At 73.5% G+C, this 26,346-nt stretch carries 30 protein-coding genes; 10 read left to right on the top strand and 20 right to left on the bottom strand.

The annotated features are described in order from the left end of the window. Positions 1-98 precede the first annotated feature (98 nt). Positions 99-821, top strand: a complete 723-nt coding sequence (locus ACLFMI_RS02790; RefSeq protein ID WP_410946108.1) for a TetR family transcriptional regulator — start codon at positions 99-101, stop codon at positions 819-821. Further along, the gene (locus ACLFMI_RS02785; RefSeq protein WP_410946107.1) at positions 818-1,138 is read left to right on the top strand and encodes a DUF4873 domain-containing protein; all 321 of its coding nucleotides are present in this window, start codon (positions 818-820) and stop codon (positions 1,136-1,138) included. The genes ACLFMI_RS02790 and ACLFMI_RS02785 overlap by 4 nt, the downstream gene beginning before the upstream one ends. A gap of 542 nt (positions 1,139-1,680) precedes the next feature. Here ACLFMI_RS02785 and ACLFMI_RS02780 read toward each other — a convergent pair. Further along, complete coding sequence (locus tag ACLFMI_RS02780) at positions 1,681-1,911, bottom strand: DUF3107 domain-containing protein (RefSeq protein ID WP_410946106.1); 231 nt, start codon at positions 1,909-1,911, stop codon at positions 1,681-1,683. Between the two features lie 87 nt (positions 1,912-1,998). After that, a complete protein-coding gene (locus ACLFMI_RS02775; RefSeq protein WP_410946105.1) occupies positions 1,999-2,661 on the bottom strand; it encodes a ferritin-like fold-containing protein in 663 nt (220 codons plus the stop codon). Positions 2,662-2,952: 291 nt separating this feature from the next. On the opposite strand from ACLFMI_RS02775, the gene ACLFMI_RS02770 reads away from it, so the two are divergent. The 3 genes from ACLFMI_RS02770 (at position 2,953) to ACLFMI_RS02760 (ending at position 6,418) form a co-directional block, all read left to right on the top strand. Continuing rightward, the gene (locus ACLFMI_RS02770) at positions 2,953-4,779 is read left to right on the top strand and encodes a DEAD/DEAH box helicase (protein WP_410946104.1); all 1,827 of its coding nucleotides are present in this window, start codon (positions 2,953-2,955) and stop codon (positions 4,777-4,779) included. A gap of 14 nt (positions 4,780-4,793) precedes the next feature. Continuing rightward, entirely contained in the window at positions 4,794-6,038 is a 1,245-nt protein-coding gene (locus ACLFMI_RS02765; protein WP_458788573.1) for an Rv3212 family protein, read from the top strand. A gap of 110 nt (positions 6,039-6,148) precedes the next feature. Continuing rightward, positions 6,149-6,418, top strand: a complete 270-nt coding sequence (locus ACLFMI_RS02760) for a hypothetical protein (RefSeq protein WP_410946102.1) — start codon at positions 6,149-6,151, stop codon at positions 6,416-6,418. 7 nt (positions 6,419-6,425) lie between these two features. Here ACLFMI_RS02760 and ACLFMI_RS02755 read toward each other — a convergent pair whose 3' ends face one another. The 5 genes from ACLFMI_RS02755 to ACLFMI_RS02735 form a co-directional block, all read right to left on the bottom strand. After that, positions 6,426-7,157 carry a hypothetical protein gene (locus ACLFMI_RS02755; RefSeq protein WP_410946101.1) on the bottom strand — a complete coding sequence of 244 codons (732 nt, stop codon included), beginning with the start codon at positions 7,155-7,157 and terminating at the stop codon, positions 6,426-6,428. Beyond that, entirely contained in the window at positions 7,154-8,035 is an 882-nt protein-coding gene (locus ACLFMI_RS02750; RefSeq protein WP_410946100.1) for a RecB family exonuclease, read from the bottom strand. Before ACLFMI_RS02750 ends, ACLFMI_RS02755 begins: the two co-directional genes overlap by 4 nt. A 27-nt stretch (positions 8,036-8,062) precedes the next feature. Next, positions 8,063-8,932: a PHP domain-containing protein gene (locus ACLFMI_RS02745; protein WP_410946099.1), complete on the bottom strand. Its 870-nt coding sequence runs from the start codon at positions 8,930-8,932 to the stop codon at positions 8,063-8,065. A gap of 30 nt (positions 8,933-8,962) precedes the next feature. Next, the gene (locus ACLFMI_RS02740; protein WP_410946298.1) at positions 8,963-9,457 is read right to left on the bottom strand and encodes a PH domain-containing protein; all 495 of its coding nucleotides are present in this window, start codon (positions 9,455-9,457) and stop codon (positions 8,963-8,965) included. Positions 9,458-9,524: 67 nt separating this feature from the next. Then, positions 9,525-9,677, bottom strand: coding sequence for a hypothetical protein (locus tag ACLFMI_RS02735; RefSeq protein WP_410946098.1), 153 nt, complete (start codon positions 9,675-9,677; stop codon positions 9,525-9,527). Between the two features lie 103 nt (positions 9,678-9,780). On the opposite strand from ACLFMI_RS02735, the gene ACLFMI_RS02730 reads away from it, so the two are divergent. Further along, positions 9,781-10,194 (top strand): NUDIX hydrolase, encoded by a 414-nt coding sequence (locus ACLFMI_RS02730; RefSeq protein ID WP_410946097.1) that lies wholly within the window; start codon positions 9,781-9,783, stop codon positions 10,192-10,194. Between the two features lie 53 nt (positions 10,195-10,247). Here the strand turns inward: ACLFMI_RS02730 and ACLFMI_RS02725 are convergent, their stop codons facing one another. Continuing rightward, positions 10,248-10,751 (bottom strand): MaoC family dehydratase, encoded by a 504-nt coding sequence (locus ACLFMI_RS02725; protein ID WP_410946096.1) that lies wholly within the window; start codon positions 10,749-10,751, stop codon positions 10,248-10,250. A gap of 330 nt (positions 10,752-11,081) precedes the next feature. Between ACLFMI_RS02725 and ACLFMI_RS02720 the strand changes: the two genes are divergently transcribed. Continuing rightward, the gene (locus ACLFMI_RS02720; RefSeq protein WP_410946095.1) at positions 11,082-12,200 is read left to right on the top strand and encodes a magnesium and cobalt transport protein CorA; all 1,119 of its coding nucleotides are present in this window, start codon (positions 11,082-11,084) and stop codon (positions 12,198-12,200) included. A gap of 8 nt (positions 12,201-12,208) precedes the next feature. Here the strand turns inward: ACLFMI_RS02720 and ACLFMI_RS02715 are convergent, their stop codons facing one another. The 5 genes from ACLFMI_RS02715 to ACLFMI_RS02695 all read right to left on the bottom strand — a co-directional run bounded on the left by ACLFMI_RS02715 (position 12,209) and on the right by ACLFMI_RS02695 (position 17,230). After that, positions 12,209-13,129, bottom strand: a complete 921-nt coding sequence (locus ACLFMI_RS02715) for a class I SAM-dependent methyltransferase (protein WP_410946094.1) — start codon at positions 13,127-13,129, stop codon at positions 12,209-12,211. Positions 13,130-13,207: 78 nt separating this feature from the next. Then, positions 13,208-13,729: a general stress protein gene (locus tag ACLFMI_RS02710; protein ID WP_410946093.1), complete on the bottom strand. Its 522-nt coding sequence runs from the start codon at positions 13,727-13,729 to the stop codon at positions 13,208-13,210. 187 nt (positions 13,730-13,916) lie between these two features. Beyond that, entirely contained in the window at positions 13,917-15,119 is a 1,203-nt protein-coding gene (locus ACLFMI_RS02705) for an acyl-CoA dehydrogenase family protein (protein ID WP_410946092.1), read from the bottom strand. 80 nt (positions 15,120-15,199) lie between these two features. Further along, entirely contained in the window at positions 15,200-16,159 is a 960-nt protein-coding gene (locus tag ACLFMI_RS02700; RefSeq protein ID WP_410946091.1) for an HpcH/HpaI aldolase/citrate lyase family protein, read from the bottom strand. Positions 16,160-16,333: 174 nt separating this feature from the next. After that, positions 16,334-17,230 carry a PhzF family phenazine biosynthesis protein gene (locus ACLFMI_RS02695; RefSeq protein ID WP_410946090.1) on the bottom strand — a complete coding sequence of 299 codons (897 nt, stop codon included), beginning with the start codon at positions 17,228-17,230 and terminating at the stop codon, positions 16,334-16,336. Between the two features lie 83 nt (positions 17,231-17,313). On the opposite strand from ACLFMI_RS02695, the gene ACLFMI_RS02690 reads away from it, so the two are divergent. Together ACLFMI_RS02690 and ACLFMI_RS02685 are read left to right on the top strand one after the other, a co-directional pair. Continuing rightward, on the top strand, positions 17,314-18,591 hold the full coding sequence (locus ACLFMI_RS02690; protein ID WP_410946089.1) for a magnesium transporter MgtE N-terminal domain-containing protein: 1,278 nt from the start codon (positions 17,314-17,316) through the stop codon (positions 18,589-18,591). Further along, on the top strand, positions 18,584-19,222 hold the full coding sequence (locus ACLFMI_RS02685) for a DUF1003 domain-containing protein (RefSeq protein ID WP_410946088.1): 639 nt from the start codon (positions 18,584-18,586) through the stop codon (positions 19,220-19,222). The genes ACLFMI_RS02690 and ACLFMI_RS02685 overlap by 8 nt, the downstream gene beginning before the upstream one ends. Here the strand turns inward: ACLFMI_RS02685 and ACLFMI_RS02680 are convergent. Then, positions 19,200-19,682, bottom strand: a complete 483-nt coding sequence (locus ACLFMI_RS02680; protein WP_410946087.1) for a MarR family winged helix-turn-helix transcriptional regulator — start codon at positions 19,680-19,682, stop codon at positions 19,200-19,202. The two genes, ACLFMI_RS02685 and ACLFMI_RS02680, sit on opposite strands and share 23 nt — an antisense overlap. Positions 19,683-19,766: 84 nt before the next feature. Here ACLFMI_RS02680 and ACLFMI_RS02675 point away from each other — a divergent pair, with 84 nt between their 5' ends. After that, the gene (locus ACLFMI_RS02675) at positions 19,767-20,915 is read left to right on the top strand and encodes an Mrp/NBP35 family ATP-binding protein (protein ID WP_410946086.1); all 1,149 of its coding nucleotides are present in this window, start codon (positions 19,767-19,769) and stop codon (positions 20,913-20,915) included. Positions 20,916-20,990: 75 nt separating this feature from the next. On the opposite strand, the gene ACLFMI_RS02670 is transcribed toward ACLFMI_RS02675, so the two are convergent. From ACLFMI_RS02670 to ACLFMI_RS02645, 6 genes are all read right to left on the bottom strand, one after another. Next, positions 20,991-22,247, bottom strand: a complete 1,257-nt coding sequence (locus ACLFMI_RS02670; protein ID WP_410946085.1) for an aspartate aminotransferase family protein — start codon at positions 22,245-22,247, stop codon at positions 20,991-20,993. Positions 22,248-22,468: 221 nt separating this feature from the next. Continuing rightward, positions 22,469-23,398 (bottom strand): AEC family transporter, encoded by a 930-nt coding sequence (locus ACLFMI_RS02665; protein ID WP_410946084.1) that lies wholly within the window; start codon positions 23,396-23,398, stop codon positions 22,469-22,471. A 23-nt stretch (positions 23,399-23,421) separates the two neighbouring features. Beyond that, entirely contained in the window at positions 23,422-24,108 is a 687-nt protein-coding gene (locus ACLFMI_RS02660) for a GntR family transcriptional regulator (protein ID WP_410946083.1), read from the bottom strand. 10 nt (positions 24,109-24,118) lie between these two features. Continuing rightward, complete coding sequence (locus tag ACLFMI_RS02655) at positions 24,119-24,850, bottom strand: maleate cis-trans isomerase family protein (RefSeq protein ID WP_410946082.1); 732 nt, start codon at positions 24,848-24,850, stop codon at positions 24,119-24,121. After that, positions 24,847-25,674 carry a maleate cis-trans isomerase family protein gene (locus ACLFMI_RS02650; RefSeq protein WP_458788572.1) on the bottom strand — a complete coding sequence of 276 codons (828 nt, stop codon included), beginning with the start codon at positions 25,672-25,674 and terminating at the stop codon, positions 24,847-24,849. Before ACLFMI_RS02650 ends, ACLFMI_RS02655 begins: the two co-directional genes overlap by 4 nt. Positions 25,675-25,676: 2 nt before the next feature. Continuing rightward, a complete protein-coding gene (locus ACLFMI_RS02645) occupies positions 25,677-26,177 on the bottom strand; it encodes a DUF3830 family protein (RefSeq protein WP_410946081.1) in 501 nt (166 codons plus the stop codon). Positions 26,178-26,346 lie beyond the last annotated feature (169 nt).

The raw sequence follows: 26,346 nt of genomic DNA, 5'->3' as shown, positions 1-26,346 counted from the left end.
GTCGTCGGTCGGAGGAGGCGAACGGGTCCGGGTCGGAAACGGGCGGAGAACGCCACTTCCACTTGCCGTTACCGCCAGTAACAGTTACCACTGGTAACATGCCCCAGGACCCGAGGGATGTCAAGCCGGACGCGCGCGAGCGCCGCCGGGCCGAACGCCGGACCGAGATGGTCGAGGCGGCGATCGAGGCGATCCGCGCGCACGGCCCCGGGGTGTCGGTCGCGCAGATCGCCGCGTCCGCCGGGATCACCAAGCCGGTGCTCTACCGGCATTTCGCCGACCGGGCCGACCTGCAGCGCGCGGTCGGTGAGGCGGCAGCCGAGATGCTGATGGAGCGGATCTACCCGGTGCTGGCCGTCGAAGCCGAGCCGATCGAGCACGTCGCGGCGGTGATCGACGCGTTCCTGCACGGCATCGAGGACGAGCCGCAGCTCTACCGGTTCGTAGTGGCCAACCCGGCCGAGCCGGCGCCCGGCGCGGAGATCGTCGAGGATGTGCGCGGCCGGATCGGGGCGCTGCTCGCGACGATGATCGGTGAGCGGCTCCGGGCCGAGGGCCGCGACTCCGGCGGCGCCGAGCCCTGGGCGCAGGGCCTGATCGGGATGGTGCAGTCGGCCGGCGAGTGGTGGCTGGACCGCCGCACGATGAGCCGGGAGGCGCTCACCAACTACCTGTCCGCGCTGATCTGGGGCGGGATCGCTGGCGTCGCCGGGATCGACGCGCCGACCGCGAACGCGGACATCCTGCGGCTGGTCCCGGACCCGCACACCCCCGCAGGGGCCGCCGCCACCGGCACCGACGCCCCGGAGCCCCGGCCGTGAGCGCGGACGAGCACGACGAGGGCTACCGGGGGCCCGCGACCCTGGTGGTGGCCGGCGAGGAGCTGGCCGTCGAAGTGCTGCTGGACGCCCGCACCGAGCCGTTCGACGGACGGCTGCGCTGGTCCGGCCGGGTCCGGACGAACCACCGGCTGACCGAGCTGCTCGGTGCCCGTGGCGGCACGGCCGAGGTGCGCACGCCCGGGCACGCGGCAACCGGGACGTTGTCCGAGCCCGACCCGTGGGACCGGTTCCGGCTCGCCGGGGTGGGCGCCCCGCCGTTCCCGCTGGACGGCCCACCGCCCCCGGAGACCGACTAGAACCCTCTGAAAGTCGGCCGCGTCGTAGGAGAGCAGCTCCTCGACCTGGGCGATGCCGGCGTTGGCCACGAAGACTCCAGATGACCACCGACCTCGACGGCCGTGGCGACCGCGGACGCCACGGACTTCTCGTCCGTCACGTCGACATCCACCCCGGTCGCGGGGCCACCGGCATCGTTGATGGCCTTCACCGTGGCAGCGGTGCCTTCTCGCGAGTGCGGCAGATCGGCCACCACCACCCTCGTCGAGAATCCGGTTGTGTCGACCATCGAGTGGCCGGATGCGGAGCCAGTGCATCGCGGCTGTGAGGTCCGGGCAACACACGAGCCATCTCAGAATGAGACAGCCGCCGGGGCACGTATCGGGGCACCCGACCCGCTCGGCGGGGGCCGATGCGGACCGAGCCCCCTGCCGAGGTTGATCGCCCAAGTGCCTGGGTGGCCTGGCCCGGCAAGCGGGGCGGCAGCCCCGCGACACCCCGCGAACGACGACGGGCCCGGCCCCTCGATGGGAGCCGGACCCGTCGGCACGCGAGTGGCGGTTCAGCCGCCCAGGCCGAACCCGACCTTGCGCTCCTCCGCCGGGCCGATCTCCACGTAGGAGATGCGCGCGACCGGGACGACGAAGCGGTTGCCCTGGTCGTCGGTGAGGTCGAGCAGCCCGTCGTCGGACTTCATCGCCCCGCTGACCAGCTGGGCCACCTCGTCCGGCGTGCGGTCGCTGGACACCACGAGCTCCCGCGGGGTCTCCGCGATGCCGATCTTGACCTTCACCGGTGGACCTCCCGATCCGTAAGCCTGCGTACTGCCGTGTTGCAGGCGCCAGGCTAGTCCAGACCGGGCCGAGGCGTCGGCGGCCGGTCAGGAGAGGCCGAGCCGGCTCATCCGCCTGCCGTGCGCGCTCTGCACGGTCTTGATGAGCCCGCTGATGCCGCCCGCGTCACCGGACCCGCGGACGATGAACTCGGCCAGGCCGTCGCGCTCGGCGACCACCCGCTGGGCGTGCGTGATCGCCTCGCCCAGCAGCCGGCGCCCCCACAGCGCCAGCCGGTCGCGCTGCTGCGGGTTCGCCTCGCAGGCCGCGCGGACCTCCCGCTCGGCGAACGCGCTGTGCCCGGTGTCGGCCAGCACCCGGCGCACCAGGTCACCGGTCGCCGGGTCCACCCAGCCGGCCACCTCGCGGTAGAAGTCGGCGCCCAGGCCGTCCCCGAGGTAGGCCTTGACCAGCGACTCCAGCCAGCTCCGCGGGGCGGTGGAGGCGTGATAGCTGTCGATCAGCGAGACGAACGGGGCCATCGCGTCGGCCACCGCCACGCCGGACCCGGCGAGGTGGTCCTCGATCAGCCGCAGGTGCCCGATCTCGGCGGCGGCCATCGTCGTCAGCTGCGCGCGACCGGCCAGCGTGGGAGCGGCGCGGGCGTCCTCGGCGAGCCGGTCGAACGCCGAGAGCTCCCCGTAGGCGAGCACCCCGAGCAGCTCGACCGTCACCGGAGCGGGGGCCGCGGGGCCGGCGTCGGTCGTCATACCGCCACCCTATCCGGATGGACGGGGCCCGCGTCCCGCCCGACGCGAGGCATCTCACCGCGGCGCGCGGGCGGTCGCGGATCGTGCCCGAGACCGGTTCCAGGTACCATGCGGTCAGCGCGTCGCCGGAGTGAAGGCGGACGCGCCCACCGCGCGGGATCCGGGCAACGGGGCGGGCGGGCCGCGACACCCCCATCGCCGCGGCCGGCCACATCTCACCGGGACCCGCACCCGACTTGGTGCGCGCAGCGCCTCGGCGGCTCTCCCGCCCGGGTCCGGACTACGGACCCGGTGCCGGTCGACGAGCCCGCCCCCGGCTCCTGTGCGCGGAGAGAGGCGATCCCCCTGTCCGTTCCGAACGAGAACACAGAGACCCCCGAGGCCGATCCCGGATTCGAGGCGACCGGCATCACCGCCGCGGACGCACCGTCCGGTTCCCCCCTCCCGGCCGAGGACGAGAAGCTCCCCCCGACCTTCGCCGAGCTCGGTGTCCGCCCCGAGATCGTCTCCGCGCTCGCGGAGAACGACATCGTCCGCACGTTCGCCATCCAGGAGCTCACGCTTCCCCTGGCGCTGGACGGCGAGGACACCATCGGTCAGGCCCGCACCGGGATGGGCAAGACGCTCGGCTTCGGCGTGCCGATGCTGCAGCGGCTGACCCCGCCCGGCGAGCAGCCGGCCGCCACCGCCGAGGGCGAGGCGGCCGACCGCACCAAGGACGTCCCGCAGGCCCTGGTCGTGGTACCCACCCGCGAGCTGTGCGTGCAGGTCGCCCGGGACATCGCCGCGGCCGGCAAGAACCTCGACGTGCGCGTCGTGGCGATCTACGGCGGCCGCGCCTACGAACCCCAGCTCGAGGCCCTGCGCAAGGGCGTCGACATCATCGTCGGCACCCCGGGCCGGCTGCTCGACCTCGCCGAGCAGCGGCACCTGGTGCTCGGCCGGGTCAAGGCGCTCGTCCTCGACGAGGCCGACGAGATGCTCGACCTGGGCTTCCTGCCCGACGTCGAGCGGATCCTGCGGATGCTGCCCGAGGAGCGGCACACGATGCTGTTCTCGGCCACCATGCCGGGCCCGATCGTGCAGCTCTCCCGTCGCTTCCTGAACCGCCCGACGCACATCCGCGCGGAGGAGTCCGACCAGGGCGCGGTCCACGAGCGGACCCGCCAGCTGGTCTACCGGGCGCACGCGATGGACAAGGTCGAGCTCGTCACCCGGGTCCTGCAGGCCAAGGACCGCGGCCTGACGATGATCTTCGCCCGGACCAAGCGGACCGTCCAGCGGGTGGCCGACGACCTGGCCGAGCGCGGCTTCGCGGCCGCCGCGGTGCACGGTGACCTGGGCCAGGGCGCCCGCGAGCAGGCGCTGCGCGCGTTCCGCTCGGAGAAGGTCGACGTCCTGGTCGCGACCGATGTCGCGGCCCGTGGCATCGACGTCACCGGCGTGACCCACGTGGTCAACTACCAGTGCCCGGAGGACGCGAAGACCTACGTGCACCGGATCGGCCGCACCGGTCGTGCCGGGCGCGAGGGCGTCGCCGTCACGCTGGTCGACTGGGACGAGATGCCGCGCTGGAAGATCATCTCCGACGACCTGAACCTGGGGATCGACGAGCCGGTCGAGACCTACTCGACCTCGGACCACCTGTACGCCGACCTGGAGATCCCGGCCGACGCCTCCGGGCGGCTGCCGCTGTCCGCGCGTACCCGGGCCGGGCTGAACGCCGAGTACATCGACAGCGACGGCGACCACCAGGGCGCGCGCAAGCCGGCTCGCAGCCGGGGCAAGGAGTCGGGCCGCGACGGTGGCCGTAGCTCCGACAACGGGGACGGCGACGCCAAGCGCCCCGCGCGCAACCGGCGGCGCCGCTCCCGCACCCGCGGTGGCGTGTCGGTCGAGTCCGGTGCCGCGACCGAGACCGTCGGCAACGGCAATGCCAACGGCAACGCCCACGCCAACGGAAACGGCGGCGAGGGGAACGGCCCGGCCTCCGACGCCGGGAACGCCGGCTCCGCCTCCGGTGAGGGGGCGTCCCGGCCGCGTCGGCGCCGCCGTGGCGGTGCCGGTCGCCGGTCCGACGGTGGGTCCGCCGACGGCGCCGACGCCGCTGCCAGCTGAGAGGCCTCTCCGGGGTGCTGCGGTCCCGGGTCCCGACGCCCGCCTGGGCCCGGGTCCCCGCTGAACGACGTCACCGCGGCGACCGCCTGGTCGCCGCGGTGATCGTGCTGTTGCTGGCCGGTGCCGCGCTGCTCTACGGGCTGCAGAGCCCGGCGGCGCGGACCACCTCGGAGCCGGCCGGCACCCCCGCGACGGCCCCGCCGCCGGCCGGTCCGGTCCCGGACCGGTTCACCGAGCGCTGGCAGGCGCCGAGCCCGGCCACGCCGGTCCCCACGGTGGCCGGGGCCGGCGTCGTCGTCGCGGACGGTTCCCGGGTCTCCGGCCGGGACGCCGGTACCGGGACCGAACGCTGGAGCTACAGCCGGGACCTGCCGCTGTGCACCGTCGCCGAGGGGTACGGGCGGGTCATGGCGCTCTACCGCAACGGCGAGTACTGCTCCGAGCTGAGCACCCTGGACCCGGACACCGGCACCCGCGGCCCGGCCCGGACCCTCGACGCCCGCCCCGGTACCCGCCTGATCGGCACCGATCCGGTGCTGGCCACCGGCCAGGACTACGTCGAGACGTTCCGCTCGGACCTGGTGCGCACCGCCGAGTACGGCACCGTCCGGGCCCTCGAGGAGCCCGGCGACCAGCCGCGCACCGGCTGCAGCTTCCGCTCCTTCGCCGCCGCCGAGGACCGGGCCGGGGTGCTGGAGCGCTGCCCCGGTGACCGCGGCGAGCGGCTGTCGATGCTGCGGCCCAGCGGCACCGAGGGCGACCAGCCGGCGTTCGACTCGTCCGAGGTGCTCGGGACGGACGGCGCGCAGCTGATCGCGGTCTCCCCGGAACGGGCGGCGGTGCTGCTGCCGGGCGTGCCGCGGCTGCTGCTCCTGGACCGCTCCGGTGACCGGGTCGGCGAATTCCCGGTCGGTGCCGGTGGCCCGATCCACGTGCCGGCCGACGGGGTCGCCCGCACCAGCACCGACCGCGACCACCGCTACTGGTGGACCGGCGGCGCGACGGTCGCGCTGGACCTGCGCACCCTGCAGCCGCTCTGGACGGTGCCGGGCTCGCTGGGCCCGGGCACCCGCTACGGCGACCGGCTGCTCGTACCGGTGCCCGGCGGCCTGGCGGACGTCGACCCGGCCACCGGCGAGGTCGCCCGGACGGTGCCGGTGGACCGGGCGGGCCGGGAGGGCCCGGTGCAGGTCGCCGCGCAGGGCAACATGCTGGTCGAGCTGCACGGGACCGACGTCGTCGTGCTCGGCCCGGCCTGACCGGGCATCTCGTCGAACCGCAGCGAGATCAGCTCGCGGTAGAGTTCGGTGCACCTCAGGTCGACCCGGCGCACGCCGCGGCGCTGCTCGCCGAGGCGCGACGGGTCACCGTGGGCTGGGACCCGCGATGGCACGAGCTGATCCGCCGGTCCGACCCGACCTCGTCGATCGCGGTCGACATCCGCACCTCGGACCCGCTGCCGGAGCGGGAACCCGGCCCGGTCACCCTGATCGACGACGCCGCGCACCGCACCCCGGTCGCGACGGCGCTCGGGGTCACCGCCCGGCGGACCGGGATGCGGCTGGTCAACCGGGTGCCTGCGTTGCGCCGGCGGATGGCCCGGGGCATGCAGCGGGTCCGCGACTCCGAGCTCGTCTGAGGTCCGGCTACAGGAACCAGCCGAACCCGAGGACCAGCGCCGCGACGCCGATCACCACCAGGGCGGCGAGCGTCCCGGTGCGGTCGGCCCGCCGGTCCGCGACGACCTGGCCGACGACGGCGGCGAGGGCCCCGGCAACGTGCGCGACGAGCGTGCCGGCACCGGGCCCCGGGACGCCGTTGCGCCCGGCCAGCCACTCCGTGACGACCAGGCCCAGGGCCAGCACGACCAGGCCACCGGCCAGCACACCGGCCAGCCCGCGCAGGATCCGGCCGCCGGCGGAGGGGCGGGTCCCGGCCGGCCGGGTGGCCCGGTCCCGGTTCCCGGACGCCCCGGAGCCGCGCCGGGTCTGCGCCCCCGGCTGGTCGCCACCGAGCCCGCGCCGCGAGGACCCGCGCTCGCCGCCGCCCCGCCGCGACGACGGCGGGTCCGCGGCGGGACGGCGGGAGGTCGCGGGTGGGCGGTGCGGGTCCCCGGCGGGCGGGCCGGGCCGGTCCCGGGACGGACCGGCGGCGGCGCCGCCGGACGCGGCCCGGCGCCCGGGCGGCGGGCGCCCCGGCTCGAACCCGGTGGGCCGGGTCGGCGGCTCGGGAGCCGGGAACGGCGGGCGCTGCGGGCCGGGAGCCCCGTCGGGCGCGGGCCCGCGCCGGGGCGCCGCCGGTGGCGGGGACCCGCCGGGCCGGGCGGAGCGGTCGCCGCGGTCGCCCGGCGCGGATCGGGGAAAGCGGTCCGCGGTCACGGGGCGAGCAGGTCCCACGGGCGGGGCTCGGGCGTCGCGGCCCGTCCCTCGGGGCAGTTCCGGCGCACCGGGCAGGTGCCGCAGTGTCCCCCGGTACGGGCCGGGAACAGCGCCTCGGCGTCCCCGCCCGCGGCGAGCGCGGCGGTCGCCTCCGCGGCGGCCGACGCGGTCGTCTCGGCCGCGTCGACGTGCCCGGCCAGGGAGGCGTCGTCGTGCTCCCAGGCGGCGACGGTCCCGGTCGGGACGTGCTGCAACCGGACCTGCCGGCACGGCCGCCGGAACACGTGCGCGGCGGCGACGGCGTAGAGGGCGAGCTGACGGGAGTCGCGGGCGTCGGCGTCGTCGGGGACCCGCCGGCCGGTCTTGAAGTCGACGACGGTGAGCGCGCCGTCCGGCTCGTCGAGCCGGTCGATCCGGCCCTCCACGAGCAGCCCCCCGACCGGCGCGCTGACCCACCGCTCGACGGCGACCGGTTCGAGCCGGCCGGCCGGGCCCTCGGCCGCGGCGGCCAGCCAGTCCCGCGCCCGGGTGCGGTAGGTCGCGGCCTGCTCGGCGTTCGCGAAACCCTCGTCCGACCAGTGCCGGTCGACCAGATCGGCGGCCGCGGCCGGGGTGCGGCGGTGTGCCGGCAGCGCGGCCAGCGACCGCAGCGCCAGGTGCACGACGGCGCCGAGCGTGGTGTGCGCGAAGGCGCCGCCCCGGGGCGGCGCGGGCCGGTCGACGTGCAGCATCCGGTAGCGGCGCGGGCAGGTGTCCCAGGTGTCGAGTCGGGCCGGGGTCACCCGGTGCAGCGCGGTCGCGCCGAACTCCGGATCCAGCAGGTCCAGGCCGAGCTGGCCGTCCGGGCACCCTGCGGTGGCGGGCGTGGTCCGGGCCATGCCGTCACGGTACAGCGCGGCCGGTGCTCAACCGGTGACGACCTCCACCCCGCGAGCCCGGTCGAGCAGTGCCTCCAGCACGTCCGGGGCGGTGGTCTCCGCGGCGAGCCGGGTGGTCTTGTTGGTGCCGTGGTAGTCGCTCGACCCGGTGGCGAGCAGCCCGTGCTCGGCGGTGAGCCCGCGCAGCAGCGCCCGGTCCACGCCGGCGTGGTCCGGGTGGTCGACCTCGACCCCGGCCAAGCCGCGCCCGGCCAGGTCGACCAGCACCGACGGCTCGACCACCGTGCCGCGGGTGCGGGCCAGCGGGTGCGCGAACACCGCGACCCCGCCGGCGGCGTGGATCATCTCGACGGCGGTCTCGACGGCGGTGTCGGCGCGGGGCACGTAGTACGGGCTGTCGTTGTGCAGCAGCTCGGCGAACGCCCCGTCCACCGACCCGACGACGCCGGCCGCGACCAGTGCCCGGGCCAGGTGCGGCCGCCCGGCGCTGCCGCCCTCGGGCAGGTGCGCGAACACCGTCCCGACGTCCACCGGGTACCCGTCGGCCGCCATCCGGCCGATCATGGTGTGCAGCCGCTGCACCCGCTCGGCGCGCAGCCGCTCCTGCTCCGCGACGACCGCGGGGTGCTCCGGGTCGAACAGGTAGCCGAGCAGGTGCACCGAGCAGCGCGGCTCGCCGTCCCGGCCGGTCGGGCTCAGGCAGGAGAACTCGGCGCCGCGGACCAGCCGCAGCCCGGGCGGGCAGGCCGCGGCCGCCTCGTCCCACCCGTTGGTGGTGTCGTGATCGGTGATGGCGACGACGTCGAGGCCGGCGGCATCGGCCGCCCGGACCAGCTCGGCGGGGCCGTCGGTGCCGTCCGAGGCGGTGGAGTGGGCGTGCAGATCGATCACGGACACGTCCGTGACCCTAACGCCGTCCGGTCGCCGCTACCGGCGCCAGCGCGGCTTCGCCAGCATGCCGGTGGCCCGGGTCTTGCCCTTCTCCCCGAACACCAGCTCGGAGAGCGCCTCGTAGATCTCCTCCGGCCGCGGCATGAAGTCGATCTCGTTCAGCGCCTGGATCTGGCCGGCGGACTCGACGACCATCGTCCCGTAGCCGAGCAACCGCCCGGTCAGCGTCCGCCGGAACGTCAGGTCGGTGACCTTGCCCAGCGGCATCATGCCGACGTTGTGCGTGACGATCCCCTGGGCGATCATCACCCGCTTGTCCGTGATCACGATCCGTTCGATCCACCACAGGATCGTCAGCGCGGTGAACCGCAGCGTGGCCACCAGCACCAGGTAGAACGCGAGGTTGTCGACCAGCACGTCGACCGACGGGTTCGCGGCACCGTCCAGCAGCTGCTCGGAGCCCATCACGACCAGCAGGAACAGGGCCGTCTGCAGCATGTGCCTGGCCATGACGGCCCAGTGCTGACGCACACGGATGACGCGCCGCTCCGTGGGGAGCAGGTACTCGTCGATCTCCCGAGGTGCGAGCACGGGACGGTCAGACCAGCGAGGTGAAGAACGTGGAGACCGACTGCGCGGCGTCGTAGAGGATGTTGCCCACGTTCGTCACCGAGCCCGCCGCCGCTTGCGGGGCGGTCACGACCAGGAAGATACCCAGTGCCACCGCGACCAGGATCAGAAGTCTGCGCACGTTACCCGACCACCTGTTCGGCCCGTTGGAACAACCTCGTCATTGGTACCCGATGCCCGCAGGACACCGGTACCGGCACCAGAGCAGCGTACCGTCATTTCGGATGACCGACAGTAGCCGACACGTCCCCTGTGTGGGGGGAATCGTGTACAACCCGGACGGACGATTGTTGCTGGTCCGCAGGGCGAACGAGCCGGGCCGGGGATCGTGGTCGATCCCCGGTGGCCGGGTCGAACCCGGTGAGGACGAGCAGACCGCGGTCGTCCGTGAGCTGCGGGAGGAGACCGGCCTGGACGTCCGCCCCGGGGAGCTCGTCGGCGTCGTGCGTCGCGGACCGTACCGGATCGCCGAGTACCGCTGCGTCCTCGACCCGGCCGACCGGGCGTCACCCACTCCCGTTCCCGGCGACGACGCCGACGACGTCCGTTTCGTCGACCTCGCCGGGTACGCCGAGCTGCCGGTGGTCGACGGCCTCACCGAGGCCCTGCGCGACTGGGACTGCCTGCCCCGGCGCTGACCCGGGCCGGGCACACGGGGCCCCGGTGGGCGGTCCGCCGCCGGCCCCGCGACTCAGAGCTGCGGGGTCGGCCGGCCCGGCTGCTCGCCGCCGCGGGCGTCGCCGTAGGACTGTTTCGGCACCATCACCTTGCGCCGGAAGGTGCACACCGCGGTGCCGTCCTGGTTGTAGCCGCGGGTCTCGACGTACACCACCCCGCGGTCGTCCTTGGACTTCGACGGGGTCTTGTCCAGGACCTCGGTCTCGCCGTAGATCGTGTCGCCGTGGAAGGTCGGCTTCGTGTGCTTGAGCGACTCGACCTCGAGGTTCGCGATCGCCTTGCCGGACACGTCCGGCACCGACATGCCCAGCAGCAGCGAGTAGATGTAGTTGCCGACCACGACGTTCTTCCCGAAGTCGGTGGTCTCCCCCGCGTAGTGCGCATCCATGTGCAGCGGATGGTGGTTCATCGTCAGGAGACAGAACAGGTGGTCGTCGTACTCGGTGACCGTCTTGCCGGGCCAGTGCTTGTAGGTCGCACCGACCTCGAACTCCTCGTAGTAGCGCCCGAACTGCACCGTTCACGCTCCCATCACGCCGTGGATCGATTGCAGGGGTAATCTATCGGGCGGCCCGCACGGAGCAGGACGGTCCCGCTCACACGAGGGCGGTCGGAGATCTCACATCCGTGCGGGACACGGGCCGGATCGAGGAGGAGGTGAGCGCGGTGTCGTCCAGTTCCCGAACACCCGCGAGCAGTACGTGCCGCCTCCCGCCGCGCCCGCCCCGGGTGGCGCTCCCGGGCTGACCCCGGCGGGAGGCGAGACGCGAACCCGGCGCCCGCACCGCTGGCGCACGCCCCGCGCCGACGCTCGTTCCGGCGAGCGCCCTCCCCGGAGGTCTTCGTGATGCCCTCGCTCTCCCAGCTCCGCCCCGCGATCCGGTCCGCCGGGCGCAGCCGCCGCGCCGAGCGCGCCGCCGCGCGCGCCGCGACCGCCGGAGCCGACGGCAAGCTGCGGGTGCCGCTCTCGGCCTACGTCGTCGACTGCGCGGTCTACGTCGACGGCGAGCGGCTGCCCGGCCGCTGGATGCACGACGAGGCGATCGCCGAGGTCCGCGAGCGCGGCGAGGGCTTCGTCTGGATCGGCCTGCACGAGCCGGACGCCGAGCAGATCTCCGGTGTCGCCGAGACCTACGGCCTGCACGAGCTGGCCGTCGAGGACGCGGTGCACGCGCACAATCGGCCCAAGCTGGAGCGCTACGACGAGACGCTGTTCATGGTGCTCAAGACGGTCCGCTACGTCGGTCACCAGGACCCGACGACCGCGAACGAGATCGTCGAGACCGGTGAGGTGATGGCGTTCGTCGGCCGGGACTTCGTGGTCACCGTCCGGCACGGCAGGCACACCGGGCTGCGCGAGGTGCGCCGGCGGCTGGAGGACGACCCGGAGCAGCTGGCACTCGGCCCGGCAGCGGTGCTGCACGCGATCGCCGACTACGTCGTCGACTCCTACATCGGGGTCTGCGGGCAGATCGAGGACGACATCGACGCCGTCGAGGCCGAGGTGTTCTCGCCGCGCTCGACGATGAACCCCGAGCAGATCTACGTCATGAAGCGCGAGATCCTGGACCTGCGCCGCAGCGTGATGCCGCTGGTCGGGCCGATGCGCAAGCTCTCCGAGGGCTACAGCGCGCTGGTCCCGCACCAGGTGCGGTCCTACTTCCGCGACGTCGACGACCACCTCGGCGGCGTCGCGGAGCAGGTGGCCGGGTTCAACGAGCTGCTGACCACGCTGGTCGACGCGGTGCTCGCGAAGATCAGCATGCGGCAGAACAACGACATGCGGAAGATCACCGCCTACGCCGGCCTGATCTCGGTCCCGACGATGATCGCCGGCGTCTACGGGATGAACTTCGACTACATGCCCGAGCTGCACTGGGACTTCGGCTACCCGATGGTGCTGCTGGCCATCGCCACCATCTGCGGCCTGCTCTACCGCAACTTCCGGCGCAACGGCTGGCTGTAGCGCCGGGGTCAGACCCGCGGCGTGCCCTCCGGCGGGGTCGTCTCGTCATCGCCCGGGTCCTGGTCCTCCGGGAGCTCGTCGGCGTAGCCCGGGTCGTCCGGGCCGCCCTCCTCGACCGGCTCGATCCCGGTCGCGTCCGGCTCGCGCGGCGGTTCCTGGGCGGCCTCGGCCCGGGCGCGGGCCCGCTCCCCCACGACGTCCGGCTCGTCCGGGCGGCGGCCCAGGAACGTGTGCACCAGGTACTGCTGAAGCCCGCCGACGGTCTGCACCCGGACGTCGGCGAACCCGGCCCGCTCCATCCGGTGCACCATCGACTCCGGCCCGCCGGCGCCGCGGACCCGCCGGTAGCGGAAGCGGGCCAGCTCGGAGGCACCCCAGCGCATCGAGGCCATGGGCAGCAGCCAGCCCCAGGACACCGAGGTCCAGCGGCTGCGCCCGCGGGGGCCGGCGACGGCGTAGTCGTGCACCGCCAGCGGAGCGCCGTCCGCCAGCAGGCCCAGCAGCCGGCGCAGCCCGATCTCGGCGTCCGGCAGGTTGGAGACCAGGTACGAGGCGAGGATCCCGTCGAACGGGCCCTCGACGCCGGCCTCGGCGAGGGTCTCCAGCCGGGAGTGCACGAACGTCACCCGCGGCGGCCAGTTCTTCCTGCGGGCGATCGCGAGCATCTCCGCCGACGCGTCGACGGCGACGACCTCGGAGCCCGGTGCCGCGGTCAGCAGCGCCTCGGTGGAGGCCCCGGTGCCGCACCCGACGTCGAGCAGCCGCAGGCCGGCGCCGGAGAGCCCCATCCGGGACGCCGACACCCGCAGGTTCGCGTGGTAACCGGGGATCGCGCGGACGTAGCCGTCGAACCCGCCGGCGGCGCGCCCGTAGGCCCGGTGCACGGTGGCGGGGCGGATCTCGTCGCTCGGCCGTCCGTCTGCGCTCACGTCCGCGATCCTGCCCTCCGGCGCCCCCTCGCCGGAACCCGACGCGCCCGGCCGTGGGTCGCGGGGGCCACCGGCGGGTCACATACCGCTGTTCGGGTTCCCCATCGCCAGCCGGGCCAGCATCTCGCGGGCCTGCTCGGCGTTGCGCGGCTCGCACAGCACGTCGTACCGCCCGGCCACCATCTGGCTGGCCGACTGGAAGTCCCGGCGACCCCGGCTGGCCCCGTAGCTGACGGCGGCGAAGACCATCCCGAACACCGCACCGGAGCCCAGGCCGACCAGGATCGGCCAGAAGCTGCCCTCCGGCGAGAACAGGCTGAGCAGCAGGCCGACGAACAGACCCAGCCAGGCACCCGACGCCGCGCCCGAGGCGAGCACCCGGCCCCAGGTGAGCCGGCCGATCACCCGCTCGACCAGCATCAGGTCGACGCCGACGATCGTCACGTCGCGCACCGGGAAGTCCGAGTCGGCGAGGTGGTCGACCGCGCGCTGCGCCTCCTCGTAGGTGGCGTAGGACCCCACCGGCCACCCGGTCGGCGGAGTGGGCAGCTGCGGCAGGCCCGGTGCCGGGCGTGCCTGGCCGCCGAAGGGGCTGGTCATGATGTTCTCCTCGCGTGAGTTGTCCGGTTCTACCGGTGCAACGGTCGACGGCCGCCCGGCGTGCCCCGGGAGACTATCCGCGTCTCGCGCGTCACGTCCGGCGCATGCCCCGACCGTGCCCGGGTCGAAACGTGTGACGGCCCCGCCCCGGGTTGCCCGGGGACGGGGCCGTCACACCTGCCGGGGGCTACCGCAGCTTGTAGTCGCGCAGCAGGCCGCGCGAGATGATCGTCTTCTGGATCTCCGAGGTGCCCTCGCCGATCAGCAGGAACGGCGCCTCGCGCATCAGGCGCTCGATCTCGTACTCCTTGGAGTAGCCGTAGCCGCCGTGGATGCGGAACGACTCCTCGGTGACCTCCTTGCAGTACTCCGAGGCCAGCATCTTGGCCATCCCGGCCTCGACGTCGTTGCGCTCGCCGCGGTCCTTGAGACGCGCGGCGTTGACCATCATCAGGTGCGCGGCCTCGACCTTGGTGCCCATCTCGGCGAGCTTGAACGCGATCGCCTGGTGCTGGGCGATGGGCTTGCCGAAGGTGGAGCGCTGCTGGGCGTAGTCGGCGCCGAGCTCGAAGGCCCGGATCGCGATGCCGCAGGCGCGGGCGGCCACGTTCACCCGGCCGACCTCGACGCCGTCCATCATCTGTGAGAAGCCCCGGCCGCGCTCCCCGCCCAGGATCTGCTCGCCGGCGATCCGGTGGCCGGAGAACACCATCTCGGTGGTGTCCACGCCCTTGTAGCCCATCTTGTCGATCTTGCCCGGGATGACCAGACCGGGCGCGACCTCGCCGTAGCCTTCCGGCTTCTCGACCAGGAACGTGGTCAGGTTCTGGTACGGCTTGTCCTTGCCCTCGTCGGTCTTGACCAGCACCGCGGTCAGGTTCGACGTACCGCCGTTGGTCAGCCACATCTTGGCGCCGTCGACGACGTAGTCACCGCTGCCGTCGCCCGACTCGACGGCCTTGGTCTTGATCGCCGCGACGTCCGAACCGAGGTCCGGCTCCGACATCGAGAACGAGCCACGGGTCTCGCCCGCGGCCATCTTCGGCAGGTAATGCTCCTTCTGCGCCTGCGTGCCGTGCTGCATCAGCATGTACGCGACGATGAAGTGCGTGTTGATCACGCCGGAGACGCTCATCCAGCCGCGCGCGATCTGCTCCACGACCAGGGCGTAGGTCAGCAGCGACTCGCCCAGGCCGCCGTACTCCTCCGGGATGGTGAGGCCGAACAGCCCCATCTCCTTCATCCCGTCGACGATGTCCTGCGGGTAGGTGTCGGAGTGCTCCAGCTCCGTTGCGTGCGGGATGATCTCCTTGTCCACGAACGAGCGGACGGTGTCGAGGATCTCCTGCTGGATGTCGGTGAGACCGACGGTCTGTGCGAGCCGGGCCATGGTTCCTCCTGAGCTTGAAACGGTCAGCGGTGTCCGGGCAACCGGCACCCGGCCGATGGTTCGGCCCTGACGAGCAGGCCTCACGCCTCCGGCGGGGTCCACTTGTCGGTGCGCTGCAGGCCGGCGGCACGGCCCTTGCCGGAGATCACCAGCGCCATCTTGCGGCTGGCCTCGTCGATCATCTCGTCGCCGATCATCGCGGCGCCCTTCTTCCCGCCCGCCTCGGACGTGAAGTGCTCGTAGGCGTCGAGGATGTTCTCGGCGTGGTCGTAGTCCTCCTGCGACGGGCTGAAGGTCTCGTTGGCCGCGTCGATCTGACCGGGGTGCAGCACCCACTTGCCGTCGAAGCCCAGCGCGGCCGCGCGCCCGGCGATCCGCGTGAACCCGTCCACGTCCTTGATCTGCAGGAACGGGCCGTCGATGGCCTGCTTGTCGTGCGCGCGGGCGGCCATCAGGATCGACATGAGGATGTGGTGGTAGGCGTCGCCGACGTCGTAGCCGGGCGGCTGCTCCCCCACGACCAGGGACTTCATGTTGATCGAGGCCATGAAGTCGGCCGGGCCGAAGATGATCGTCTCCACCCGCGGGGACGCGGTGGCGATCGCGTTCACGTTGGTCAGGCCGAGCGCGTTCTCGATCTGCGCCTCGATGCCGATCTTCCCGACCTCGTAGCCCAGGGTCTTCTCGATCTGGGTCATCAGCAGGTCCAGTGCGACGACCTGCTCCGGCGTCTGCACCTTCGGGAGCATGATCGCGTCCAGGTTCACCCCGGCGCCCTCGACGACCTCGGTGACGTCGCGGTAGGTCCACTCGGTGGTCCAGTCGTTGACCCGGACCACCCGCAGCTTCTCGCCCCAGCCGCCCTCGTTCAGCGCCGCGACGATCGTCTTGCGCGCCTCCGGCTTGGCCAGCGGTGCGCAGGCGTCCTCGAGGTCCAGGAAGACCTGGTCGGAGTTCAGGCCGCGCGCCTTGTCGATGAACTTCTGGCTCGATCCGGGCACGGCCAGGCAGGACCGGCGGGGGCGGAGGGTGGTGCTCACAGACGGGCTCCTCGTCGAGTTGGTCCGCACGTCCGCGACGCGCACGATGGCACTGGTGCGCGACGCGCGCGGACACCGGGCTGGCGGGGTGATGCTGGCACGACCGCCCGTCCCGCGCCCCGTCCAGGTGATTGGTTTCTCAGCCATCCGTGGTCAGGACGGGTTACCGGCGGGTCACCGGTCCCCCGGTGGTCGGGTCAGGGTGCCGGCGGCCACCGGCACCACAGAGCCGCCGACCCAGGTCCCGGCGGCCCGGCCACCCGCGGTGCGGACGCCGGCGTGCAACGTCGACGGCCGCCCCATCTCCACCCCCTGGGTGACGACGAAGGGGTGCTCGCCGTCGTCGCCGACCAGCCCGCGGTCCGCGAGGAACACGCCCAGCGCGACGGCGGCCGACCCGGTCGCCGGGTCCTCGGTGACGCCGATGCCGTTGCCGAACATCCGCGCGTGCACCCGCTCGGCGGTGCCGTCGACCGACGCCACCAGCAGTCCGGTCGCCCCGCCGGTCACCGCGGCGAGCGCGGCGGGGTCCGGGCGGGACCGGGCCACCGCGCCGGGCGCCACGAGCAGGATCGCGTACTCGACGCCGGCGCCGGCGACGCCCGGGACCGCCGCACCGTCGACGTCGTCCGGGCCGAGCCCGACGGCCGCCGCCAGCCGGACCGCGTTCAGCTCCTCCCCCAGGAACGGCGTGCCGCCCTCGACCCGCGCGCCGGTGGCGTCGACCCGGATCGGGAGCAGCCCGGCACCGCACTCCTGCACCCGGTCGCCGTACCCGATCGCGCCGTCCCGGGCCAGCACCCACGCGGTGCCGACGCTCGGGTGCCCGGCGAAGGGCAGCTCCGCTCGGGGCGTGAAGATCCGGACCCGGTAGTCGGCGCTCTGCTCACCCCCGCCGGTCGGCGAGAGCGGGAAGGTGGTCTCGGAGAGGTTGAACTCGGCCGCGATCGCCTGCATCCGGGCGGTGGACAGCGCCTCGGCGCCGTGCACCACGGCCAGCGGGTTACCGGCGTACGGGCGGTCGGTGAACACGTCGACGACGTCGTACCGGAGATCGCGGCTCTCGCTCACGTCCGGCGAGCCTAGTGCCCCGTCCGGGGACGCCGGACGGTCGCGCCCGGCCACGGGCCGCCGTGGGTTCTAGGCTCGCCCGCATGGCCTCGGCACGGGTGTTCGTCGCGCGGATGGCCGGTCTGGCCGTCTTCGGCCCGGACGGCGAGCGGATCGGGAAGGTCCGCGACGTCGTGGTGTCACTGCGCCTGGACGCCGGGCCGCCGCGGGTACTGGGCCTGGTGGTGGACCTGTCGTCCCGGCGGCGGATCTTCGTGCCGATGCTGCGGGTCGCCGACGTGGTGCCGGCCGCGGTGACGCTGGCCAGCGGCTCGGTGAACCTGCGCGGGTTCGACCAGCGGCCGAACGAGACCCTGGTGCTCGGCGAGCTGCTGGACCGGTCGGTCACCGTCCGCGAGTCCGGCGCCACCGGCACCCTGGTCGACGCCGCGGTCGAACCCACCCGCACCCGGGACTGGGCGATCACGCGGGTCGCGGTCCGGTTCCGGCGGGCCCGGCTGGCCCGCCGCGCCCGGGTCGAGGTGTTCGGGTGGGGCGCGGTGTCCGGGCTGGACGTGGCGGGCGCGCAGGGCGCGGAGCGGCTGCTCACGGTGTTCGACACGATGCGCCCGGCCGACGTCGCGGCGGCGCTGTCCGAGCTGCCCAACGAGCGCCAGCGCCAGGTCGTCGACGCGCTCGACGACGAGCGCCTCGCCGACGTGTTCGAGGAGCTCTCCGAGTCCGACCAGCGCGAGCTGCTGGCCTACCTCGACGAGGACCGCGCCGCCGACGTGCTGGAGGCGATGGCACCGGACGACGCGGCGGACCTGCTCGGCGAGCTGCCCGACGACGAGGCCGGCCGGCTGCTGGAGCTGATGGAACCCGACGAGTCCGAGCCGGTGCGACGGCTGCTGCGCTACGACTGGGACACCGCGGGCGGGCTGATGACCCCGGAACCGATCACCCTCGGCCCGGACACCACGGTGGCCGAGGCGCTGGCCCGGATCCGCAACCCCGAGGTCCCGCCCGCGCTGGCCAGCATGGTCTTCGTCGTCCGGCCGCCGACGGCGACGCCGACCGGTCGCTACCTGGGGTGCGTGCACGCCCAGCAGCTGCTGCGATCGGCACCGTTCGAGCTGGTCGCCGGCATGATCGACGCCGAGCTGGCCCGGCTGGGCCCGGACGCCGGGCTGGGCGAGGTGACCCGGTACTTCGCCGCCTACAACCTGGTGGCCGGCCCGGTGGTGGACCCGGAGGACCACCTGCTCGGTGCCGTCACCGTGGACGACGTGCTGGACCACCTGCTGCCGGCCGGTTGGCGGGACCGGGGCGACGCGGTGACCCCGGCGGTACCGGACGCGAGGGCGGTGCGCCGTGCCTGAGGCCGCCGGCGGGCGCCGGCTCGACCAGCCGCGGATCGGCCGGCGCCGGTTCGAGGTGGACCCGGACGGCTTCGCCCGGATCTCCGAACGGATCGCCCGGTTCCTGGGCACCGGGCGGTTCCTGGCGATCCAGACCGTCGTCGTGGTGGTGTGGATCGCGCTGAACCTGATCGCCTGGCAGGTCCGGTGGGATCCGTACCCGTTCATCCTGCTCAACCTGGCGTTCTCGACCCAGGCCGCGTACGCGGCACCGCTGATCCTGCTGGCCCAGAACCGGCAGGACGACCGGGACCGGATCTCGCTGGACGAGGACCGCCGGCGCGCGGAGCGGACCAAGGCCGACACCGAGTTCCTGGCCCGCGAGCTGGCCGCACTGCGGCTGGCGGTCGGTGAGACCGCGTCCCGGGACTACCTGCGCACCGAGCTGGACCGGTTCTCCGAGCAGCTCGCGGACCGGCTCGACGACGCCGTCGCACGGGCAGGCGGGGAACCCGCGGCCCGCCCCGAGGACGGCCCGGACCCCGAGCGGCGCCGCGGCCGCAGGCGCGACGCCCGGACCCGGTCGTCCCGCGACGGCGGCCGGACCGACCCGGCGCGCGGTGACGGGGTCAGGGGACCAGCTTCCGGCTGATCCGCTCCAGAGCCGCGAGGTCGTCCGGGTCCAGCCGGTCGGCGAAGTGCCGGCAGATCCCGCGAAGGTGGGTGGTGGCCGCGGTGCGCAGCCGCTCGTAGCCGGCGTCGGTGAGCTGGGCGGTGACCCCGCGACCGTCCGCGACGACCCGCGCCCGGATCACCAGCCCGACCCGCTCCAGGCGGTCCACCAGCCGGGTCACCCCGGAGCGGGACAGCAGCACCGCATCGGCCAGCTCGGTCATCCGCAACCGGTGGCCGGGTGCCTCGGAGAGCTGGACCAGGACGTCGTAGGCGGCCAGCGACAGCTGCTGCTCGATCTCCAGCTCGGTCTCGAGCTGCTTCGTGATCCCGGCGTGCGCGCGCAGGAAGCTGCGCCAGGACGTCAGTTGCTCGCGCGTCGGGACGACCCGGCGGCGGTCCGACGTCTCGCGCCCCCGGGCGCCGACCGTCTCCTCCACCCGGGTGATGCTAGGAGACGCCGGAGGGTCGCGAGCAAGCACGTAGCATGGAGGCGTCCCGAGAGGAAAGAGGTCGTCCAGCGCATGTCCGTCACCGGCAGCACCAGCACCGTCACCGAGGCCGTGCGCGCCGCGCTCGGCACCGTCGAGGACCCGGAGATCCACAAACCGATCACCGAGCTGGGCATGGTCAAGAGCGTCGCCGTGTCCGCGGACGGGCTCGCCGAGATCGGGGTGTACCTGACCGTCGCCGGCTGCCCGATGAAGGAGACCATCACCTCCCGGGTCACCGAGGCGGTCACGAAGGTCCCGGACGTCGAGCGGGTCGAGGTCGAGCTCGACGTGATGAGCGACGAGCAGCGCACCGAGCTGCGGCGCAGCCTGCGCGGCGACGCCGACGAGCCCGAGATCCCGTTCGCCCAGCCCGGTTCGCTGACCCGCGTCTACTGCGTCGCCTCCGGCAAGGGCGGGGTGGGCAAGTCCTCGGTCACCGTCAACGTGGCCGCGTCGCTGGCCCGGCGCGGGCTGAAGGTCGGCGTGGTCGACGCCGACATCTACGGCCACTCGGTGCCCCGGATGCTCGGCGCCGCCGACCGTCCGACCAAGGTCGAGAACATGATCATGCCGCCGCAGGCGCACGGCGTGAAGGTCATCTCGATCGGCATGTTCACCGACGGCAACACCCCGGTCGTCTGGCGCGGGCCGATGCTGCACCGCGCGCTGCAGCAGTTCCTGTCCGACGTGTTCTGGGGCGACCTGGACGTGTTGCTGCTGGACCTGCCCCCGGGTACCGGCGACATCGCGATCTCCACCGCACAGCTCATCCCGAACGCCGAGCTGCTGGTGGTGACCACCCCGCAGCAGGCCGCGGCAGAGGTGGCCGAGCGGGCCGGCGCGATCTCGCTGCAGACCCGCCAGCGCCTGGCCGGCGTGGTGGAGAACATGTCCTGGATGGAGATGCCCGACGGCACCCGCGCGGACATCTTCGGTTCCGGCGGCGGGCAGACCGTCGCGGACTCGCTGACCCGCACCGTCGGGGCGCCGGTGCCGCTGCTCGGCCAGGTGCCGCTGGAGACCGCGGTCCGCTCCGGAGGCGACTCCGGGACCCCGATCGTGCTGAGCGAGCCGGAGTCGGCGGCCGCCCAGGTGCTGGACGGGATCGCCGACAAGCTCGCCGTGCGAGCCCGCGGGCTGGCCGGGATGAGCCTGAACATCTCGCCCACCCGCAGCTGACGAGGGTCCGCGCACGCGAACGCCCCCGCACCGTCGACGGTGCGGGGGCGTTGGCGTCCCCGGGGCCGCGCCTGGTCAGGACAGCGCGTTGTTCAGTGCCTTGGTCCAGAGCGCCAGGCCCTCGTCGATCTGCTCGGCGTCGACCACCAACGGCGGGATCATCCGGACGATGTTGCCGTAGACGCCGCAGGTCAGCAGCAGCAGACCCTGCTCGGCGGCGGCCGCGTGCACCTTCGCCGCGGTCGCGCCGTCCGGCTTCCCGGCGGCGTCGACGAACTCGATGCCGACCATCAGGCCGAGGCCGCGCACGTCGCCGATCGCGGCGATCCCCTGCGCGCCGTCCCGGACCCCGGCCACCAGCCGCTCGCCCTGCACCCGGGCGTTCTCGACCAGGTTCTCACCCTGCACGACCTCCAGGGTGGCCAGTGCCGCGGCGCAGGCCACCGCGTTGCCGCCGTAGGTGCCGCCCTGCGAGCCCGGCCATGCCTTCTCCATGATCGCCTTCGGCGCGGCGATCGCGGACAGCGGGAAGCCGGACGCGAGACCCTTGGCGGTGACGATGATGTCCGGGGTGACGCCCTCGGCGTGCTGGTGGCCCCAGAACTTCCCGGTGCGCCCGTACCCGGTCTGCACCTCGTCGGCGATCAGCAGGATGCCGTGGGAGTCGGCGCGCTCGCGCAGGCCCTGCAGGAACGCGGCCGGGGTGGGCACGTAGCCGCCCTCGCCGAGCACCGGCTCGACGATGAAGGCCGCGACGTCCGAGGCCGGCGCGGTGCTGGCCAGCTGGCGGTCGAGCTCGCGCAGCGCGAACGCGACGGTCTCCTCCTCCGACCAGCCGTAGCGGTAGGCGTAGGGGAACGGCGCGAACGCGACGCCGCCCATCAGCGGGCCGATCCCGGCGCGGATCTTGGCGCCGGAGGTGGTGAGCGCGGCGGCACCCATCGTGCGGCCGTGGAAGCCGCCGTCGAACGCGACGATCGTGGAACGGCCGGTGGCCTGACGGGCCAGTCGCACCGACGCCTCGACCGCCTCGGAGCCGGAGTTGGTGAAGAACACCGAGTCGATGCCTGCGGGGAGCACCTCACCGAGCTTCTCGGTCAGCTTGAGCAGCGGCTGGTGCATCACGGTGGTGTACTGACCGTGGATCAGCGTGCCGACCTGCTCCTGCGCGGCCGCGACGACAGCCGGGTGGCAGTGCCCGGTGGAGGTGACGCCGATGCCGGCGGTGAAGTCCAGGTGCCGGCGACCCTCGGTGTCGAAGAGGTAGACGCCCTCACCGCGGGCGGCCTGGACCGGGGTGGCCTGCTTCAGCAGTGGGGACAGCTGTGCCATGGGTTCGCAGCTCCTGATGCGTCGGGATGTCCGGCGCCCGGGTGCACGGGCGGTCGTGACGGCCGGGGTGTCGAGACGGCGGGTTGTCGAGTTGTCGACAATCCTAGGGAAGCACGGGCAAGTCGTCCGGAGCAAGAGGGTCCACCGTCTCTTTGCTCTGCGCACCTCCACGCAACGCCCCACCGATCGCTCCCCGCCGAGCCGGGCGAAAACGATCTTCCTCAGGTCAGGATCGCGGCGATGACCAGCAACACCGGTACCGCGGCGATCGTCGAGGCGAGGGCGGCGTCCCGGGCGAGGACGACGGCGCGGTCGTAGCGCATGGCGTAGCCGAAGACGTTCTGCGCGGTCGGCAGCGCGGCGCAGACGACGGCGGCGACCAGCGGCGGGCCGGTCAGCCCGAGGATCCCGCCGGCCAGCCCCCAGGCGAGCAGCGGGTGCACGACATTCTTGACCGCCACCGCGATCCACAGCGACGGGCCGGTCGCTCCGGCCCCGGGGAGCCGGGCGCCGCGCAGGGAGATGCCGAAGGCGAGCAGCATCGCGGGCACCGCCAGGTCGGCGATCAGCTCGATCGGCGCGGAGACCGGCTCCGGCAGCGCCACGCCGGTCGCCGACACGACCAGCCCGGCCGCGGTGGCGACCGCGATCGGGTTCCGCAGCGGGGCGAGCACGATCCGGACCCAGGACGGGCGTTCACCGCGACCGTCCCCGGGCAGCACGTCCATCAGCGTGGTGAACACCGGGGTGAGCACGGCGAGCTGGAACAGCAGCACCGGCGCGACGGCCGCCGGGTTCCCCAGCACGTAGGTGACGATCGGGATGCCGAGGTTGCCCGCGTTGACGTAGCCGGCGGCCATCGATCCGACGACGACCTCACCCGCCGGCCGGTGCCGGGCCAGCGCGAGCGGCACGAACAGCAGGCAGGCCAGCGAGCTGGTGACCGCGGTGATCAGCAACGGGAAGGAGAGCACCTCGCGGACGTCCGAGGCGGCCAGCGTGCTGAACAGCAGCGCGGGCGTCGCGACGAAGAACGCGGTGCGGGACAGCACCCGGGCACCCTGGTCGCCGAGCGCGTTCCCGCGGGCCAGCAGGTACCCCACGGCGACGACCACGCCGATGACCAGGAACCCCTCGAGCACGCCCGTCACGTGCCCGCACCCTACGCAGCCGTTCAGGCGGCTCCGGGCATCGCGGCCAGGATCCGGGCCACCGCGTCGTCCATGTGCGCCTCCAGCCGGTCGAGCAGCAGCTCGGCGTCCCCGTCGACGAGCGCGTCGCGCAGCCGCTCGTGCTCGCGTACCAGGTCCGGGGCGGGCGGGGCGGTCTGCTGCAGCGCGGCCAGGCACATCCGGGTCTCGACGAGCAGGCCGTCGGTCATCCGGCACAGCCGCGGGCTCCCGGACGCGGCGACCAGCGCGGCGTGGAACTCGTGGTCCGCATCGCCCAGCGCGACCGGGTCCCCGGCCAGCGCCGCGTCGGCCATCGCGGCCAGCGGCCCGGCCAGCGCCTGCACCGCGACCGCCCGGTCACCGGCCAGCACCTGCAGGACCGCCGCCCGTTCGACGGCGGTCCGGGCCAGGTAGACGTCCCGGACGTCGTCCGGGCCGAGCTCACGCACGAACAGGCCCCGGTGCCGCTCGCTGCGCAGCAGACCCTCCGCGACCAGCCGCTGCATCGCCTCGCGCAGCGGGCCCCGGCTCACTCCGAGCCGGCCGGCCAGCTCGACCTCGCCGAGCTGGGTGCCCGGCCGGAACGTCCCGCGCATGATCGCGGTGCGGATCCGGTCCGCCACGATCTCCGCGGTGGAACGCCGGCTGACCGGTTCGAGCTCCGAGACGTCGAGACCCGCTGTGCTCACGGCGTCACCGTTACCGGAACAGGGTGCCGAGACCGGACCTGCCGAGGTCCGCCCCGGCCAGCCGCAGGCCCTGCCAGATGCTGACCTGGTTGGCGGTCAGCACCGGCTTCCCGAGCCGGAAGTCCAGCGCGTCGAGGATATCCACGGTGTGCAGCGCGGTGTCCGGCAGCAGCACGGCGTCCGCGGACGGCGCGTCCGACGACACCGCCTCGGCGAACTGCAGCACGGTCTCGTTCGGCAGCGTGCCCACCTCGGCGGCGGTGATGATGTCCCGCGCGGAGACGGTCAGCACCGAGATCCCGTGGTGGGTCAGGAACTGCACGAACGCGCCCGCGACGTCCGGCGGGTAGGTCGCCCCGAGCGCCACCGAGGTGATCCCGAGCCGGTGGCAGGCGTCGACGAACGCGAACGACGTGCTCGACGCCGGCACCCCGGCCGCCCGTTCCAGCGTCGCCGCCTGCCGGGTGGCACCCTCCGGGCCGAAGATGAAGCTCCCCGATGTGCACGCCCAGATGATCGAGTCCAGCGGCCCCGCCTCGGCGGCGACCCGGCGGGCGCCCTCGGCCAGGACGTCGTCGCCGCCGATGTCGAGCAGCGCGTCCTCGCGGTGGGCGTCCACCTTCATCTCGGTGTGCACCAGCGGGAGGCGGGTGTCCGTCCCGTCGGCGGACAGCAGCTTCTCCGCACGTGGGTAGTCGTCCTCGGCCGAGTAGCCGGGGTACAGGATTCCGACCGTGCTCATATTGTCGACAATCCTACAGTTTGTTCCGGGAGGCAAGTGGCAGGATCGCCCGGTTTCCAGGATTCCAGCAACCGACCACCGCCGACCGCCGCGCGGTCGATCTTGCGACAGGCGTCCCACATGGTGACCTGGTTCGCGGTGAGCACCGGCTTGCCCAGCGCCCGTTCCAGCGGCTCGATCACGTCGTAGGTGGGCAGGTTGGTGCAGGAGATGAACAACGCCTGCGCCTCCGGCCGGTCCACCGCGCGGACGATCTCGACGACCTGCTCGTAGGTGGTGCGCCAGATGTTGCCGATCAGGCCGAGCCCCTCGCTGGCGACGGTCTCGACCCGGTGGTCGTGCAGGAACCCGACCAGCCGCTCGGTCACCGCGGCGATGTAGGGCGTGGCGATCGCCAGCCGGCTCACCCCCAGCACGGCGAGTGCCTCCACCAGCGCCCCGCTGGTGGTCGACGCCCGCGGGGCACCGGCGTCGAGGATCGTGCGGTGGAGCACGTACTCGGCCGCCGCCCCACCGACGAAGCTGCCCGACGTGCAGCCGTAGCTGACCACCCCCGGCCGGGGGGTGAGCACGTCCCGGGTGGCCCGCCGGACCGGGCGCCGGTCGGCGATGGCCTCGGCCATGTCCACCGTCATCGGCGTGGTGAGGAACGGCATCCGGGTCAGGTAGAGCGACGTGTCGTCCGGCGCCCAGCGCCAGAGCTCGCGGTCCAGCGCGAAGTCGAAGGGCGCGATCATCCCGATGCCGGGTGCGTCCTCGGGTCCGCCGTGCGGGGACCGGTGTCCGGCCGCCGACTCGAAGCCGACGGACAGTTCGGCGGGCACCGCTACTCCTCCACGCGGGAGTAGACGAGCCGCTCCCCGACGCTGCCCGAACGCCACACGTCGTGGCAGGCGGTCGCCATCACGTCCAGCCCCTCGACGATCGTGGCGAACACGTTGCCGGGGACCCAGCCGACGTCGCCGTTGAGCAGCAGGTTGTTCCGGCCGTAGAAGATCGCCAGGTCGATCCCGCCGGACTCGGCGTCGATCCCCTGGTCGTCCTTGAAGGCCGCGTCGAGCATGCCGCCGTGGAAGTCGAAATAGCAGACATCGCCCGGGATCGGCGTGATGGTCGGGTTCTCCTGCCCGATCCGCGGGCCGAACCGGCGGACGATCGTGTACACCTCGTTGCGGGCGTACTTGGCGTGCTGCGCCTCGCCGCCGAGCGGGCCCTCGGCGAGCGCCTCCCAGACCGCCGCGGTGGTCCGCGGCGCCTGCTTCTCCAGCAGTTCGGCGACACAGGAGACGCCGCGCTTCGCGAGCTCGATCCTGACCAGTTTGGACACGGGAGATCTCCCTGGGGTACGGCGTGATGTGGGTGATCTCCGCCGCTCGTGAGTCCCGCGCGCCGGAGGTCGCCCGGCACCGCCACCGAACGCAGCAGATTGTTGACAATCATAGGGTCGCTTCATAGCGTGTCAACGTCGCCCGACCTCCCCACCGACAGGATCGTTC

Source organism: Pseudonocardia nantongensis, from assembly GCF_046546495.1.
GTDB lineage: Bacteria > Actinomycetota > Actinomycetes > Mycobacteriales > Pseudonocardiaceae > Pseudonocardia > Pseudonocardia nantongensis.
The sequence above is the reverse complement of the archived record's forward strand: the minus strand, read 5'-3'. Positions and strand labels throughout refer to the sequence as shown.

Coding starts and splice junctions, on each gene's coding strand:
- ACLFMI_RS02790 (WP_410946108.1), top strand. CDS start 99: ATGCCCCAGGACCCGAGGGATGTCAAGCCGGACGCGCGCGAGCGCCGC.
- ACLFMI_RS02775 (WP_410946105.1), bottom strand. CDS start 2,661: ATGACGACCGACGCCGGCCCCGCGGCCCCCGCTCCGGTGACGGTCGAG.
- ACLFMI_RS02750 (WP_410946100.1), bottom strand. CDS start 8,035: ATGGCCCGGACCACGCCCGCCACCGCAGGGTGCCCGGACGGCCAGCTC.
- ACLFMI_RS02730 (WP_410946097.1), top strand. CDS start 9,781: ATGACCGACAGTAGCCGACACGTCCCCTGTGTGGGGGGAATCGTGTAC.
- ACLFMI_RS02720 (WP_410946095.1), top strand. CDS start 11,082: ATGCCCTCGCTCTCCCAGCTCCGCCCCGCGATCCGGTCCGCCGGGCGC.
- ACLFMI_RS02710 (WP_410946093.1), bottom strand. CDS start 13,729: ATGACCAGCCCCTTCGGCGGCCAGGCACGCCCGGCACCGGGCCTGCCG.
- ACLFMI_RS02705 (WP_410946092.1), bottom strand. CDS start 15,119: ATGGCCCGGCTCGCACAGACCGTCGGTCTCACCGACATCCAGCAGGAG.
- ACLFMI_RS02690 (WP_410946089.1), top strand. CDS start 17,314: ATGGCCTCGGCACGGGTGTTCGTCGCGCGGATGGCCGGTCTGGCCGTC.
- ACLFMI_RS02675 (WP_410946086.1), top strand. CDS start 19,767: ATGTCCGTCACCGGCAGCACCAGCACCGTCACCGAGGCCGTGCGCGCC.
- ACLFMI_RS02670 (WP_410946085.1), bottom strand. CDS start 22,247: ATGGCACAGCTGTCCCCACTGCTGAAGCAGGCCACCCCGGTCCAGGCC.
- ACLFMI_RS02655 (WP_410946082.1), bottom strand. CDS start 24,850: ATGAGCACGGTCGGAATCCTGTACCCCGGCTACTCGGCCGAGGACGAC.